Annotated in this window: 12 protein-coding genes; 11 read left to right on the plus strand and 1 reads right to left on the minus strand. The window is 37.9% G+C overall.

Annotated features, from left to right (window positions below; all coding sequences use genetic code 11):
- Positions 1–30 precede the first annotated feature (30 nt).
- Positions 31–999, plus strand: coding sequence for a dimethylarginine dimethylaminohydrolase family protein (locus tag IGL24_RS02685; RefSeq protein ID WP_206855421.1), 969 nt, complete (start codon positions 31–33; stop codon positions 997–999).
- 40 nt (positions 1,000–1,039) lie between these two features.
- Positions 1,040–1,801 carry a tyrosine-protein phosphatase gene (locus tag IGL24_RS02690; protein WP_242543259.1) on the plus strand — a complete coding sequence of 254 codons (762 nt, stop codon included), beginning with the start codon at positions 1,040–1,042 and terminating at the stop codon, positions 1,799–1,801.
- Between the two features lie 261 nt (positions 1,802–2,062).
- On the opposite strand, the gene IGL24_RS02695 is transcribed toward IGL24_RS02690, so the two are convergent.
- Positions 2,063–3,433 (minus strand): aldehyde dehydrogenase, encoded by a 1,371-nt coding sequence (locus IGL24_RS02695; RefSeq protein WP_206855424.1) that lies wholly within the window; start codon positions 3,431–3,433, stop codon positions 2,063–2,065.
- 804 nt (positions 3,434–4,237) lie between these two features.
- On the opposite strand from IGL24_RS02695, the gene IGL24_RS02700 reads away from it, so the two are divergent.
- The 9 genes from IGL24_RS02700 to IGL24_RS02740 all read left to right on the plus strand — a co-directional run bounded on the left by IGL24_RS02700 (position 4,238) and on the right by IGL24_RS02740 (position 15,908).
- The gene (locus IGL24_RS02700) at positions 4,238–5,716 is read left to right on the plus strand and encodes a helix-turn-helix domain-containing protein (RefSeq protein ID WP_206855425.1); all 1,479 of its coding nucleotides are present in this window, start codon (positions 4,238–4,240) and stop codon (positions 5,714–5,716) included.
- Positions 5,717–6,002: 286 nt separating this feature from the next.
- The gene (locus IGL24_RS02705) at positions 6,003–6,335 is read left to right on the plus strand and encodes an LPXTG cell wall anchor domain-containing protein (protein WP_242542574.1); all 333 of its coding nucleotides are present in this window, start codon (positions 6,003–6,005) and stop codon (positions 6,333–6,335) included.
- 4 nt (positions 6,336–6,339) lie between these two features.
- On the plus strand, positions 6,340–7,218 hold the full coding sequence (locus IGL24_RS02710; RefSeq protein ID WP_207699237.1) for a WxL domain-containing protein: 879 nt from the start codon (positions 6,340–6,342) through the stop codon (positions 7,216–7,218).
- Between the two features lie 106 nt (positions 7,219–7,324).
- The gene (locus tag IGL24_RS02715; protein ID WP_429968383.1) at positions 7,325–8,377 is read left to right on the plus strand and encodes a DUF916 and DUF3324 domain-containing protein; all 1,053 of its coding nucleotides are present in this window, start codon (positions 7,325–7,327) and stop codon (positions 8,375–8,377) included.
- Between the two features lie 24 nt (positions 8,378–8,401).
- Positions 8,402–10,684, plus strand: a complete 2,283-nt coding sequence (locus IGL24_RS02720) for a WxL domain-containing protein (protein WP_207699238.1) — start codon at positions 8,402–8,404, stop codon at positions 10,682–10,684.
- Between the two features lie 337 nt (positions 10,685–11,021).
- Positions 11,022–12,563, plus strand: coding sequence for a cardiolipin synthase (cls, locus tag IGL24_RS02725; RefSeq protein ID WP_429968384.1), 1,542 nt, complete (start codon positions 11,022–11,024; stop codon positions 12,561–12,563).
- 258 nt (positions 12,564–12,821) lie between these two features.
- On the plus strand, positions 12,822–14,318 hold the full coding sequence (locus IGL24_RS02730) for a phytoene desaturase family protein (protein WP_206855431.1): 1,497 nt from the start codon (positions 12,822–12,824) through the stop codon (positions 14,316–14,318).
- Positions 14,319–14,333: 15 nt separating this feature from the next.
- A complete protein-coding gene (locus IGL24_RS02735; protein ID WP_206855434.1) occupies positions 14,334–15,413 on the plus strand; it encodes a glycosyltransferase in 1,080 nt (359 codons plus the stop codon).
- 9 nt (positions 15,414–15,422) lie between these two features.
- Positions 15,423–15,908: a glycosyl-4,4'-diaponeurosporenoate acyltransferase gene (locus tag IGL24_RS02740; RefSeq protein WP_206855436.1), complete on the plus strand. Its 486-nt coding sequence runs from the start codon at positions 15,423–15,425 to the stop codon at positions 15,906–15,908.
- The last annotated feature ends 90 nt before the right edge of the window (positions 15,909–15,998 follow it).

Genomic DNA, 15,998 nt, shown 5'->3' on the forward strand with positions numbered 1-15,998 from the left:
TTCGAACAAAATCAAGGAGAAGCAGAAACGATGGATCATATTTTTGTGAAAAGCGAATTTGCCCCCCTAAAACGAGTGGTTTTGGCGCAGTCAGAATTTGGCTTTCCAACGAAAGAATTAACTGGAGTCGATTTTTTGACAGAAGAAAACCAAGCGTTATTTAGTGGGCCTGAAGTAATGGGGAAGGACTTTAATGAAGTTTTCCCAGAACAACAAAAAGCTTGGGAAGCTGAACGAAAAAATCTACAAAAAGTATTAGAAAAGTATGAGGTAGAAGTTCTGATTCCAAGAAAGTTGACCACTATTGAAAAAGAACTAGGAAATGAATATGGTTACAGTAACTTTTTCACTCGAGATCCCTTTTTTACGATCGGTGATCTATTGATTGAAGGCTCTTTGAAATTAGCGCATCGCAGAAACGAGATCCTACCAATACGTGAGATTCTCGTGAATGAATCGAATGTAAACGAGTGCTTGTATTTTTCGATCCCTAAGCCAGATATTTCGCAAGGTATCGATTCTGAGCAAGGCCCTTTCTTAGAAGGTGGGGATGTCTTGGTGCTAGGAAAAACGATTTTTGCGGGCAACTCAGGTCTAGCTTCTAATACGCGTGGTATTCAATGGTTAAGAAATTTGGTCAAACGGTTTGACTATGAAGTGATCGAGGTACCGCTTCATCCGACGATCTTACACCTAGACTGCGCCTTGAGCCTTGTCAGAGATGGTTTGATGATCGTATGTGAAGAAGCGTTCCTCAATGGAATCCCAGAACAATTAAGCAAATGGGATCGTGTCAATGTATCTTTAGCACAAGCCTCACGACTGGCAACCAATGGATTACCAATCAACGAGACGACATATGTCACAGATCCAGAATTTACATTTATTGGGGAAGAATTAGAGAAGCGAGGCATCACCGTCGAGTATGTGGATTATAAACTGACTAGGATCTTTGGTGGTTCTTTCAGATGCAGTACACAACCTCTTTTAAGAAATTAAGATAAACCTAAAATATGAGAAAAGGCAGGCAATTGCAGAGATGGTAAAAATCACAAATTTTCGAGATATCGGTGGCATCAAAAATAGAAACGGAAAAGAAGTATTAACAAATGTTTTCTTGCGTTCAGGTGAATTGTCTAGTCTGACAGAAGAAGACGCAAGACGTTTAGAAACAACGTATCGATTAGGTAAAATCGTTGATCTGCGTGGCGAAGATGAAATCCAAGCTCGACCAGATAAAGCTGTTCCTCAGACGAAATATATCCATATCGACATTATGAAAGATGTAGTAGACGAAGGAGCTGGGCTGGAAGATTTTGTAAAAATCGGCTCACCAGAAAAAGCGGCGAACTACATGACAAAAATATATGAAGAGATTGCCTTGAATCCGACTTCTCAAAAAGGCTATGCCAGTTTTTTCCATGAGGCTCTTACTTTAGATCAAGAAGAAAGTCTTTTATTCCATTGTTTTGCCGGAAAAGATCGGACAGGGATTGCGGCTTTGCTATTGTTAGAGTCATTAGACGTGCCACGAAAAGCAATCTATGTGGATTATCTACGCACGAACGAATTACGTAAAGCAGAAAATGCCATGATCTTAGCACAGGCTAAAAAAGTCCACTTGAACGAAGAAAATCTAGCTGCTCTAGAAGTTGCATTGAACGTTGACAGCAGCTACTTGGATCGTTTTTATCAAGTCGTTGAAAAAGAGTATGGATCGATCCAAAAATACCTAAAGCAAGCCATTGGTATGGATCAGCTAAGTTTAGACACCTTCAATCATCAATTCCTTAAAGGGTAAATCTTTGTTTCGCAATCTTTCTAACTACGAACAGCTTACTTTTTGAGAATTAGTTGTAAGCGAACATATTATTGTATTTGCTGACCTAAAAATTAGGTCAGTTTTTTTGTGGATATAAAAAATAAACCTCTTATTTTAAAATAATAAAGGTATGGTTCAAGTAAAAAGATTTCTTAAACTAAATCATCTTACGTAAAAGAGCAAACCAACAGGAGCAAGCTGTTGGTTTGCTCTTTAATTTGTGCTAGAATAGTCGAATTTCTATTTAAGTATTCGTTTCAGTAATTTTAATGTCCGCTCATTATAAGGCGGAAATAATCCAGGAACATTGAATTTTGCTCTATTCTCATATACTCCTTTTTTATGAGAGAAGGTCAAGAAACTATACTTGCCATGATAACTACCAATACCAGATTCCCCCACTCCACCGAAAGGTAAATGATGGTTGGCAACATGCTTGAGAACATCATTGACAGTGACATTCCCTGAGGAAATTTCAGACATGATTTTCTCTTTATTCATGGTAGAAGTTGTAAAAAGATATAGCGCTAAAGGTTTTTCATACTGTTTGATTTGGGCGATCGCATCGTTGATGGTATCGAATGACAAGATGGGCAAAATCGGACCAAAGATCTCTTCTTGCATGCTTACTGCTTCATGAGAAGGAAGATCTAGTAAAGTCGGTTCAATGAATAAGTCCGCCCGATTCGTTTCACCACCAGCGATAACGAATGACTGATCTGCTTCCAACAACTTGTGTAGTCGCACAAAATGCCGATCATTGATGATTCGACCATAATCGGTATTATTTCTGATATCAGCACCATAAAACTCTTTGATAGCGGCCGTCATTTCTTTGATCAATGCCTCTTTTCGTTTATGGGACACTAAAACATAATCTGGTGCAATACAAGTTTGTCCGTTGTTCTGCAATTTCCCCCAAATGATACGCTTGGCTGCTAATTTCAGATTCGCGGTATCATCCACGACCACCGGACTTTTTCCACCTAATTCTAAAGTGACAGGAGTCAAGTGTTTGGCGGCTGCTTGCATCACGATTTTCCCAACAGGTACGCTACCAGTGAAGAAAATATAGTCGAAGCGTTGCGCAAGTAATTCAGTCGTTACATCCACACCACCCTCAACAGTGGTAATGTATTCTTTGGGGAAAATGGAGCGGATCAGTTTTGTCAAAACGTTGGACACATTAGGCGCTAATTCACTTGGTTTCAAAATTACCGTATTTCCCGCAGCGATTGCCCCAATCAGTGGCTCAATCGCTAAATGAAAAGGGTAATTGAAAGGAGCGATGATCAAGACTTGTCCGTAAGGCTCATAATCCAGATAGCTTTTCCCCCACATATAGATCGGTGTATGAACGGGTTGACGTTTGGCGAATTTCTTTAATTTTTTGATCATCATAGAAATACTTTGATAGACGACACCAATTTCAGTTACGTATGCTTCATGTGCTGGTTTTCGTAAATCTTTGTACAATGCTTGCGTTAATTCAATCTCGATTTCTTTCATTCCGTGTTTCAGTTTCGCTAATTGCGCCAAGCGAAAGTCGATCGATTTTGTTTGCCCAGTTGCGAAAAAGTGTTGTTGCTCTCTTAAAAGTTGATTGATCACTTGTATTCTCCTTTATGGTTGATTTGGCAGTCGTTGCTATAGCTCAATCATACGGGTATAAATTTGTACTTGTCAAATTGTTTTGTTTTTGGTTCGGTAAATGTATGAAGCGATTTCCTTTGCATTGACAGAGAGCTGGTTGAAGAACGTGAAACGAGCAAAAATTATGGAGAAACTAAAGATATAGTGACCATTTTTACGCTGTATATTGATCCAATATTATCGCTTAGGGAGGATCGTTTTATTTTTAGATTGAATGTATTTATTCTTACTTCTGGAAAATAAAATCAATAAATTCCCTTGATTTTAGAGAAATAAATAAATGGACAATAATTATTTTATCCGTTATTTTAAATAGTTTGATGGCTATAGGATGTTCGTTTTTTTATGCAAGGAGATAAGCTACTCGTAAAATAGGTTAATTATCTCAATTTTCATATTTTTTGAAGTGAAAGATACTTTTTTTGTGAGTATAGTTAGAGAATCAGGTATAACGAAAGAATGTTCATTAAAAATACATATAATAGAAATTGATTTTTAAAAATCCAAAAACTGATAATAACTAAACGAAAGTACATAAAATGTAAGCCTAAAGATTGTAGATTTTTGTTATGCATAGGCAGTAGCTGACTAGAGATAGAAATAAGGGGAATAAGATTATAAATAGCTTCTACCAGAAATTTTGATAAAGTTATTTTTTAGATTTTCCGCGAATTTATTATTAGTATTTCTCCATCATTTTTGTTATACATGTTTACAATCTATTTTTTAAGAATAGATAAAAAAAACAAACGGGGTGCTCAAATGCGAGAATTACAATTAAAGTTTATTACGAACACAATTACGGAAAGGTGGATGCGTATCCTAAATGTGATCGAACAACAAAATATGTTTACGATCGTTGGACTGTCGCAGCAACTAGGTGTTTCTAAACGTACGATCCTAAAAGATGTCAGTGAACTGAAAAACTATTTTGAGGAGAGTGCGATTTTTGAGTCAAATACCACTGGCTATTTTTTTAAAGAAAAAAATCGACGACTGTATCATGAGGAAAAAGAAGCATTATTACAATCTGAGATTTGGTTTGAGATCATCAGTGACATTTTTTACGGAGAATTAGTATCCATCGAAGAATTAGCTGATCGCTATAATTATTCTGAAAGTACGATGTTACGATCAGTCGCTCAAATCAATGAGGCTCTAAAAGAATATCAGCTTTCACTTAGCTTAAAACCGGTGGATCTTGTGGGAAAAGAAGGCAATATCCGCAAGTTTTTTTTTGATTTTTTTTACGAAGGAGAACCTACCCCTTATACGGTCTATCCCCCGGAAAGTATCCATCAAATGTTTTTGGCTAAGTTAGGGGAGCGTCTTGGCAAGTATAAATTGGGGACAGGAATCATGGTCAATGCTTTTTATTATTTTTTGTATATTTCGATGATCAGAAATCAGCAAGGACATATCATTTCTATTCCCCAGAGTATCAAAGAGATAGACATTTCAGATGCAGAAGATTTTCTCTTACTTTCTGAACTCGTTCCGCTCATCGAAAAAAAATACGGAATTAGCATGCATCCCGATGAAGTGATCTGGCTTTTCTTTGTTATCGTGAGTAAAAGACCCATTGACAGAGTTGAACAAGAGGCTTTTTTTTTCGATCAGTATAACCAATGGACGGAAATTATTGAAGTTGTCGAATCCTATTTCCGAGTATTTGGTATCAATGTGGAGAATAATTCAGTCTTGCCAATCTTCTTAAAGTCGTTTTTTCTAGGCAGAAGAATCAACAATGAAATCAGCCCAATTTTAAATAAGTTACTAAGCGAGGAGAATAGAATCATCCAAGATCTATATAAGGCAACTTATGAAAAAAATAAGCAATTTATCCTCAGGAATCAAAAAAAATTTTCTTTTTCAGAAGATTATTTATCTGACATCGTAGCTAGTTTAACAATGTATACAGAAATTTTATTCACTTATTATTCACCAAAAAAAACAGTGTTATTTCTTTTGGAAGGGAATCACTTACTTGTTCAGTGGATCCAAGTCCAAGCTAGCCAATTGTTGTCAAAGCAGCATCATGTGCTGTTTGTACCTTTGCATGAATTGACCGAAGAACGTTTGAATCTTGAACATGTAGATTTGATTGTGACCAACTATCGTCCTTATATGTTGGACTATCAGTTGCATAAGGAATACGTGCTGATCAATCGAGTTCCTGATATAAATGACTGGGGCAACATTTTTTCAAGTTTGAATTCTTTATTCGATCATATGTTTTAAGAAGTCCAAAAATGATATCAATCGATGAAGTACCTAAAGGGATTATTTGCTCCCAGTGGTCCCTCGTCGATTTTTTGTTGTGTAGCTGGAAGAGTGAATATATCAGAAATGTATAGTGAAAGTGGTAACAAGGGTGTTCGCTAATTAGTGAAAATCATGAATTTATTTTCTTTTATTACTACGTTAAACTTGTTTATGCAGAGGGTAATGATAATTACTCTCATGTGAGAAAGGTTACAGGGGGAGGGATATGAAATTTAAAAAAAGATACATACTGAGTATAGGTATGTTATTTATTCAAATTTATATGCCGCTGATCGTTTATGGAGCAGAAGTTCGCTCAGTAGAAACAGAAGGAACAGTTAGTTTTACTGGCGTCTATGAAACACCAGGAACACCAGATCCAGCACCAGAAGTTGGGATTAAACCCGTCTTGCCAAAAGAAATCACCCAACCACCGTCAAACGTGGTGCAAGTCGATCATATAAGACTACCAAAAACGAGCGATAGTCGGATGATTGCTTGGAAAATTTTGGGAATACTGATTATTGTAGTTACACTTAGTTTTTGGTCTTGGAAGCACAAAAGTAAGAAAACAAAAAAAGAAAGTAGGACTTAGATAAATGAAATTCGTTAGATTAGCAACTATTGCAGCATTAACATCCACCATTTTTGCCGGAGGCATCACAGCTTTCGCCGAAGAAACCACTGAAGAAACATCAAAAGAAGTACGTAACGTAACAACCGATGGAACGATTGGATTTACAGCAAATGAAGATGATGAACTAGACGTTGTTCCGCCAGAAGAAGGACCGGAAGTTGACATTGATCCTGAAGTTCCAGGAACAACAGGACCTTTATCGATCATGAAAGCTGTCACGATGAATTTCGGTTCACAAGTCATCTCGAATCAAAATCAAACCTACAACATGATTGCAGAAAAACAACAAAAAAAGGGTACGACTGGTGAAGAAAATAAAGTTCCTTATGTCAGTTTTGCGCAAGTACAAGATGTCCGAGGAACGAATGCTGGTTGGGATCTGCAAGTACGTATGACAGACTTTAAAGCAACGACTGAAACGGTAAATGATACATTGCTCGGTGCAGAGATTTCATTGTTGGATCCAAGAATCCAATATGAAGGAAGTACACCTGAGAATGCGCCGTCATTCAACGCACCATTTACGAATACAGATGAAGTCAATTATTTGAAGTTGATGCCAAACGCTTCTGCTGTTTCAGTGATGACTGCAGAAAAAGATAAAGGTGCAGGTGTTTCTTCAGTCGTTTGGGGAAATCAAGCAGATTTAGATAAACAAGAAGCAGATGATACGATTGAAGTGGTAACAAATAATGCAATCCAATTGTTTGTTCCTGGTTCTACAGCAAAAGATGCGACACAATACAAATCAACACTTACTTGGGAATTATCCAATACGCCTGGTAGTAATGGAGTAGGCGGAGAAGATGACGGGCAACCAGAAGAAAATGACGAAGCTTAATCCAGATTCGAAAGCGCCGGAAAGTAAGCTGTTTTAGGGCATAGAAATGAATGATGTAGCGTTACAATTTTGTAGCGCTACTTTCTTTAAAGGAAGGGGTCAAAGAATGAAAAAAGCAATTACATATCGAAAAAATAAAATCCAACAAGTGGGTCTCGTAGTGCTTCTGCTATTGGTTAATTTGTTAGTGCCAATGTCCGTGGGTGCAGAAGAAGGAACATTAAATTTTTATGTGACACCGGAGTTTACAGAAAATCAAAAAGAAGGAAATGAGCGTTACTTCCAGTTGAATCTTGCACCAGATAAGACAGAAAAACTAACATTGAGACTACAAAATGCAAACGCAGAAGCAAAGAAAATCAAGATCACCCCACATACCGCGTATACCAACGTGATGGGTGTAGTGGAATACGGACAAGATGCGGAAGAAGCAGATCCAACACTCCAGCATTCACTGGATGATTTGATCGAGCAACCCGAAATCATCGAGCTTGGTGGTAATGAAACGAAAACTGTGACGCTCGATCTGAAGATGCCAAAAGAAGCCTTCGAAGGCTTCTTAGCGGGTGGCTTACGAATCGAAGAAGTCAAAGAAGACACAACTGAAGAAACAAGCGATGAAGAAGGGGTCGCCATCCAAAACGAATTTGCGTATATCATCGGTGTGGTGGTGAGTAATAACCAAGACGCCGTGCAACCTGATTTAGATTTGTTGGATGTCTTTGCCGATCAACTCAACTATCGCAATGTCATCAGTGCCAATCTCCAAAATTTTACTCCGACATTTGTGAATCGCTTAGAAGTTGAAGCAACGGTGCAAAGAGTTGGCGAAGAGGATATTTTATACCAAGCAAGTCAAGAACAAATGCAAATGGCACCAAACTCCAATTTCAATTTTCCAATTTCCTTAGAAGGTGATCGTTTTCGTAGTGGGGAGTATCTGTTGAAACTAAAAGCCACCTCAGGAGAAGAGGAATGGAAATGGGAACGGAAGTTTACGATCGATGCAGATGAAGCTCGTGCATTGAACCAACAAGATGTCACTATTAGCTCAAAATGGAACTTATGGTTGATAGGTGCTGTGGTACTGATCATTCTTCTAATTATTATGAATCTTTATCTAATTTTCAAGAAAAAAATAAAAGTGAAAAATGCTTAAGAGCAGTAAAGGAGATGGAACTTCATGAGCATAAGCTTGAAAAGAGCATTATTTACAATAAGCACTACTATGCTATTCATACAGGTTATCTCTGTGCCATTTGGCATGATTTATGCAGAAACTGAAACTAGTCAAGATAGACTAAACCACGAGGTCAATCCGGCTAAAAAAAACACTATAGAAAAAAAAGAGATAGAACCTATTTTTTCTTTTGAAAAATCAAGCATGTCAGGTAGGACAAATGAACCCATACAAATTTCTTTTTTAGCGGATCAAGAGGTTTTAGAGGTAAATGTAGTTTTACCTGAAATGTCAAAAATAGTTGAAGAATTACTTCCAGCAGAAATTTCAATCCAGTCACTCGATAAACCTAATAATTGGATCATTCGGTCTGAACGCAGTCAATCCCAATTTAGTTTGCCGGTAGTATTTAGCACGGAGGGGATTCAGGAAATTTCAGTAGAGGGTTCAACTCTCCAGATTACTATAATCGACAAAGGCGACTTGGAATCATTGCCTTCAACAAGTGAGGAGATGGATGAAAATGAGTCACACATTCAGAGTCACGATAATTATCCCGAAGAGTCTTTTGAGGAGACGAATCAACTAGGGAGTGTAATTATCAACTATGTAGATATAAATGGAAACCAGTTATCTAAATCAGAAGCTATTTCTGGAAAAGTAGGAGAGGAGTATGCCACTACTCCAAAAGAAATACCTAATTATTATCCATTTGAAAAGCCAGATAACGTTAATGGAATAATTGATGGAGGTACAATAGTTGTTAACTATGAATATGTACAGGTTAATGATGAGTTAGTAAATTCCGATTTTGAAGAACCGGTTATTACAAGAAATGTTGAATTTTTAAATGAATCTGATGTACCCGGCTGGAGTACAACTGCTAGTGATAAAAAAATTGAGCTTGGTCTTGGACCAGCTCATAATATTTCTGGAGCTGCCTCTGGGCGTCAGTTTGCTGAATTAAATGCTAATGAACCATCAGAGTTGTATCAACTTGTCAACTATGAACCAGGAACAATTTTACGATGGTATCTGCACCATGCCGGAAGATTCGGTATTGATGTAATGAGACTGCGAATCGGAGCTCCAGATAATCCTAATTCAATTCAAGAACTGTCCTCTGGGAGAGGCTTGTGGACATTACACAGTGGAACTTACAGAGTTCCAGAAGATCAGTTGGTAACATATTTTGGTTTTGAAGCTGTCAGCACGAGTAATGGAGTGTTAACAACAGGAAATTTAATCGATAATATTCATTTTGCAGAGCAATCAAGGTTAGTTGTCACTAATCAAGTCAATAAAGAAATTGCTCAAGCAGGAGAGGAACTGACCTACAATATCAACATTGAAAATACTGGTGGTGTACCTTCGGATAGACTTGAAATAAAAATATTGGGAATTGAGAATCTCGAAATAATCAAAGAAAGCATTCAATTGGATGGAAGGAATATCCAATCTGATCAAATAGAAATTTTAAAAAATAAATTAATAATAAAACCTGATGTTACTGTAGATAAGGGCAAATCAGTTGATCTAAACTTTAATGGAAGAGTTAAAAGTGATTATGTGAGCGGCGAAATTGAAACAAAAGTTCAAATTGAATACTGGGACAAAGGTTTTGATGATCAAAATTACAATGGAGAATCTAATATAGCTTATACTAAAATTAGAACTTTGACACCAAAACCTGTAGACCCGTTGGCTCCTGAAAACGAGGTTGATCCTGAAAACTTACCTGAATTACCTGAAAACCAAGGATTGTTAAGTATTGACTTCGCGTCGTCATTCAATTTTGGACAACAGAACATTTCAGTAAAAAATCAAACCTACTATGCACAACCCCAACGTTTACTGAACGAAGAGGGCACGGTCAACGAAACACAAGAACGACCGAACTTTATCCAAATCAGTGATCGCCGACCGGACAATGAGCGAAGTGGTTGGCAATTATCGGTTACGCAAAATGGACAATTCAGCAATCAAAACGGCCATGAGTTGCTTGGTTCTGAGATCCATTTACTCAATCAAGAACTAGTGACGGCACAAGGTGGAACAGCGCCTACGTTACAAGAAGAAACCGTCCAAAGAATCATACCAAATACTAAAAGAATCTTATTACAAGCAGATGAAGAATCTGGAACAGGAACATGGATCTATCGTTTTGGGGATGCAGAGACAGCAGGTAAAAGTGTTGGTTTGTATGTCCCAAAAGGAACGAATCCAGAAGCCAAAGAATATTCAACGACACTTACTTGGGAATTAAGTAGTGTTCCGGGAAATTGATAAAGAAATAGAGTGTTGACAGTAGTATACAATTCTAAGAAATAAGCCAGAAAACCCGAAAATTATTGGGGTTTCTGGCTTATTTTTGGAATACTATTTACTCAGTTTTAGAGACTGTGAGATGACGAATATCATAGCGCTTTTTTTCTCTTCTTAATACGGAGTGAAAAACAATGACTATTATATAGAAGAAAAGTTTCTATAAAAGATGTAAGGAAGGAGAAAATCCTTTACATTAGAGCGACTATAACGTATATAATCTAAATAAGGTGTGCTGTAACCAACATCGTTGACTGTCTCAAAAAAAAGAATCAACGACAAAATAAAGCATGCAAACATGGAGAAAACGATGATAAAGAATAAATTGCAACAATACAAAATATTATTGATTTTATTGATTTTTGTAGCGGTTTCACTGATTGTTTTTTTGAATCAAATCATTTATGCGTGGTTGATCGTGGAGATTTATGCGTTTCTTCTTTGTGGGTACTTAGTGATTTTTGATCAAAGAGAAGCAACATCTAAGATTGCTTGGATTTTAGCCTTATTATTTCTGCCGATCGTTGGGATCATCTTGTATTATTTGATTGGTCGTGAGCCTCGTTTACGGAAGTTGCCGAAACAGCAACTAGCTAATGAGCGAAACGTACAACAAACTGTTTCAAAGATCCTTCAGGAACATTCAGAGATCATCCATGCCAAGCACGATCTGTCTAACGAGATTTTCCATCTTTCAGAAAAGTATCCAACGAAAGACAATCAACTGACATTGTTAAAAGAAGGAGCGGAAGCCTTTACAGCATTGTTGCAAGATATCAAGCAGGCAACGCATCATGTTCATCTTTTTTACTATATTGTAAAAGGAGATGAAACCGGCGAAGAACTGACGGCTGTCTTGATCGAAAAAGCACGACAGGGAATCGAAGTCCGTTTTATGTATGACAGTGTTGGATCGATTGCTTTTCCGAATCGGTTATTAGATGCGCTGCGAGAAAATGGTGTGGAAGTACGGACTTATGATCTTTTGAATTCACCGTGGTTGAGTAACAAAGCCAATTGGCGAAACCATCGAAAAATCGTTGTGATCGATGGCAAAATCGCACATACTGGCGGTATGAATATCGGAAATGAGTATAGTGGTCGCGGTAATAAGTTCTCTTATTGGCGAGATACGAATGTTCGGATCGAAGGGCCTTCTGTATTAGAGGTACAAGAATGTTTCGTTTATGATTGGTTGTTCCTTGATGAAGGAACGGAAACGATCGGTCATTTTATCAAACATCAAGCTGCGTATTTTCCATTAAAGACGGATACACCCAAAGGCTCGGAAATCGTACAGGTCATTTATGGCGGTCCTTATGATCAAGAACGAATCATCAAAGATTCTTTTAATGACTTGATTGGTAAAGCAGTCGATTCGATCAAAATCGCTATGCCTTATTTTATCCCGGATGAAGAAACATTGGGCGCACTTAGACGAGCAGCACGTTGTGGGATCAAGGTACAATTGGTCATACCGGGAAAAGGGGATCGTGGCATTTCATTCCATGGGACGAACTCGTTTATTGATGACTTATTATCGGCGGGGGTCGAAGTGTTTATTTATGATACGACCGCATTTATCCATTGTAAATATATGATCGTCGATGATGTAGTGGCAACAATTGGCTCGACTAATTTTGATATTCGCAGTTTTTATCTCAATCATGAGTTATCGATGTTCATTTATGGACCATCAAGAACAATCGATGAATTGAATGATCATTTTGCAGAAGATCTAGCCCATGCGAAAAGAGTCAAAAAAGAAGAATGGCAACGGCGAAGTGGATGGACGAAAGTCAAAGAGAAAATCAGTGGTTTATTTGTCCCGATTCTTTGATTGTGGAGAATAAATGGATTATAAAAGCAATGGTTAGCCTGAGACAGAGTAGACAAAACGATTTTTTGGTTTTGTCTACTCTGTTTTTCATTTTATGTTTTCTTATTGTTTTATAACAATACAATGCGCAATGAAATAAGATTTTTTACAGATATGCTACTATAGATATAGATATGAAGTGTTTTTTTACAGTTGATTCATATAAAATGCCCAGCTGTAAAAATTTACTTTGAGACTTAGAAAGCAAGAGGTACTGTTATGGAAAACAAACAAAAATCAGTCATTATTCTTGGTGGAGGCCTTGGGGGCTTATCTGCAGCAGTGTCTTTGGCACAAGCAGGATTCAAGGTTACTTTATATGAAAAGAATGATCATCTAGGCGGTAAATTAAACCGTTTAGAAGCGAATGGATTTGGGTTCGATCTAGGGCCATCGATTTTGACGATGCCTCAAATCTTTGAAAAGTTGTTTATTGCAAGTGGCAAACAGATGGCAGATTACATTCCGATTGAACGGTTGGATTTGCAGTGGCGCTCTTTTTTTCCTGACCATACATCGATTGATTTATACAGCGATCTAACGAAAATGGCGCAAGAAAATCCAATGTTGTCTGCAACCGATATGGCAGAGTATCAAGCATTTTTAGACTACGCAAAAGAAATCTACGATTATACAGAAGTCGGTTATTTTGACAAAGGGCTTGATTCAACGATGGAGATTTTAAAAGAACATGGTGTGATCAAAGCGTTGAAAGGATTTGATTATTTTTCTTCGATGCATGATGGAATCGCAAAACGAGTGAGTCATCCTAAAATGCAAGAGATACTTGGTTATTTCAGTAAGTACGTTGGTTCGTCTCCTTATGATGCACCAGCGGTTTTGAATATGATGATCTATATGCAACATGCGCAAGGGATTTGGTATGTGCCAGGTGGGATGCACAAGATTGCGGAAGGGATCGTGAAACTTGGGAAAGAGATCGGTGTGACGTTCCATACCGGCGTTTATGTTGAAAAATTAAATATAGAGAATGATCAGATCCGTTCTGCGCGATTGGCAGATGGCACGGTGATCGAAGCAGACTATTTTGTTTCGAATATGGAAGTCATCCCGGCTTATGAACAGTTATTAGATGAAAAACCAGCGTTTACTGAGAAGTTAGAAAAGAAATTTGAACCAGCAAGTTCAGGGTTTGTCTTGCATTTAGGTGTTAATAAAGAATATCCGCAATTAGCACATCATAATTTTTTCTTTTCAAATGCGGAGAAAGAAAATTTTGATCAAAACTTCCATCAGCACCAGTTGCCAGAAGACCCAACGATCTATTTGGTCAATGTGAATAAGACTGATCCTTCCCAAACGATTGAAGGACATGAGAATATCAAGATTTTACCTCATATCCCTTATCTACAAGATCAACCATTTACAGAAGCAGAATATGATGCTTTTCGTGAACGTATTTTGATCAAATTGGAAACGATGGGGCTAACGGATTTGAGAAAACATATTGTCTATGAAAATCGTTGGACCCCAGAAGATATCCAAAAAAATTATTTATCACATCGGGGAGCAATCTACGGTACTGTCTCAGATCGCAAAAAAAATCATGGGTTCAAACATGGGAAACATAGTGAGCGCTATGACAATTTATACTTTGTCGGTGGAACGGTCAATCCTGGAGCTGGTATGCCAATGGTTACTTTGAGTGGGCAACAAGTAAGTGATAAGATCGTGCAAAGAGAAGCGAATGGATAGGAAGGAAGGGATATTTTGTTACTGATCATGATCGTCCTTTTCGTCGCTTGGCTTGCAGGTTGGTGTATCTTTTATCGATTGCCATTTCTCGCGAAAACAGCACCAACGACTCGCCATGCAACAAGTGTTTCAATCATTATTCCTGTACGTAATGAGGTTAACACGATTCCAAAATTGATTCGATCAATCCAGAAGCAGACGATCCAACCACAAGAGATCATCGTAGTAGATGATGCTTCCACTGACGGTACAGCTGAAATCGCCAAACGCTTAGGGGCAGTAGTTTTTTCAAATGATCGTGAACAGCATGGAAAGGCGGCTGCCTGTTGGTTAGGTGCAACGCATGCTAAAAGTGAGACTTTCTTATTTTTAGATGCGGACACATTCTTCCAAACCGAGAATAGCTTGGAAAGATTATTGGCTGAATACGAAAAAAGAGGAAAGCGTGGACTAATGTCGCTACAACCTTTTCATCAGACCGTTCGCTTTTATGAACAGTTTTCTTTTATTTTTAATGTGATCATTCTAGTAGGATTGAATACTTTTTCTGTGTTTGGGGAAAAAGTAAAAGCAGCGGGGGCATTCGGTCCGTGTATCTTGTGTTCAAGAATAGATTATTTTCAGGTGGATGGGCATAATGATATGCCTAGTGGGATTTTAGATGACATGGCTTTAGCTAAGCGCTTCCTAAAGAAAGATCTTCCCATCCATTTATACGGCGGAAAAGAGTTGATTGCTTTTCGCATGTATCCAGAAGGGTTCAAGCAACTGATCCAAGGGTGGACAAAGGATTTTGCAACAGCTTCAAAAGCCACCAATCCCTTTATTTTGTTCGGGACCATATTATGGATAGCTGGTGGAGTTGGCTCTGTATTGGCTTTTCGTACGGATCAATGGCATTTTGCGCTAGTCATCTACTGTCTGTATGTATGCCAATGCATCATCTTTGCCAAACGTGTGGGGAATTTCACCCCTGCTTTCTTGTTGTTTTTCCCGATCTTTTTTCTCTTTTTCCTTTTCTTGTTTTTATGGTCGTTGATCCAAACGTATCTTTTGAAATCAGTGACTTGGAAAGGAAGAAAAATCAAATTTTAGGAGGTTTTTATGCCGCTGATTTACTTTACTCCTTTCCGCCTGATTCTCGTTGATATCTTGGCGTGGTTGGTTATCCATTTAGGGATCTCTTACTTACTTCGTCAGGTAGACGATGGCTTTTTTGAAAGAAATAAGCGATGGTTCCGCCCTTTTTCATTTGAGAAAAGCGGTGACTTCTGGCAAAAAAAATTTCGAATAAAAGCGTGGAAAGACCGCTTACCTGATGGGACCGTCATTGCTAAAAATGGTTTTGACAAGTCAAAACTAGCGAACAATAATATTGAATCTCTGAAACAATTTGTGATTGAGACACAACGAGCAGAATTGACTCATTGGTTTTTGATTCCACCTGCTTTTCTCTTTTTTCTATGGAATCCTGCATGGGCAGGATGGGTAATGGTGATTTATGCGCTTGTTGTTAATCTTCCATTTATCATGATCCAACGATATAATCGACCACGGTTAGAACGAGTCCTAAAAAAAATCAAAAACTGATAGAGAACTAGCAGTTAGTTGTGGGCGCAATATGTTCAGCCCAGAGAAATAAGGAGGAACCTACAAGATTGCTTTTCAAATTTTTGTGGG

Source organism: Enterococcus sp. DIV2371, from assembly GCF_050498525.1.
GTDB lineage: Bacteria > Bacillota > Bacilli > Lactobacillales > Enterococcaceae > Enterococcus_B > Enterococcus_B mangumiae.

Excerpts from the sequence above, each read along its gene's own strand:
- IGL24_RS02740 (WP_206855436.1), top strand. The coding sequence starts at position 15,423 with ATGCCGCTGATTTACTTTACTCCTTTCCGCCTGATTCTCGTTGATATC.
- IGL24_RS02715 (WP_429968383.1), top strand. The coding sequence starts at position 7,325 with ATGAAAAAAGCAATTACATATCGAAAAAATAAAATCCAACAAGTGGGT.
- cls (WP_429968384.1), top strand. The coding sequence starts at position 11,022 with ATGGAGAAAACGATGATAAAGAATAAATTGCAACAATACAAAATATTA.
- IGL24_RS02710 (WP_207699237.1), top strand. The coding sequence starts at position 6,340 with ATGAAATTCGTTAGATTAGCAACTATTGCAGCATTAACATCCACCATT.
- IGL24_RS02690 (WP_242543259.1), top strand. The coding sequence starts at position 1,040 with ATGGTAAAAATCACAAATTTTCGAGATATCGGTGGCATCAAAAATAGA.
- IGL24_RS02730 (WP_206855431.1), top strand. The coding sequence starts at position 12,822 with ATGGAAAACAAACAAAAATCAGTCATTATTCTTGGTGGAGGCCTTGGG.
- IGL24_RS02705 (WP_242542574.1), top strand. The coding sequence starts at position 6,003 with ATGTTATTTATTCAAATTTATATGCCGCTGATCGTTTATGGAGCAGAA.
- IGL24_RS02700 (WP_206855425.1), top strand. The coding sequence starts at position 4,238 with ATGCGAGAATTACAATTAAAGTTTATTACGAACACAATTACGGAAAGG.
- IGL24_RS02720 (WP_207699238.1), top strand. The coding sequence starts at position 8,402 with ATGAGCATAAGCTTGAAAAGAGCATTATTTACAATAAGCACTACTATG.
- IGL24_RS02685 (WP_206855421.1), top strand. The coding sequence starts at position 31 with ATGGATCATATTTTTGTGAAAAGCGAATTTGCCCCCCTAAAACGAGTG.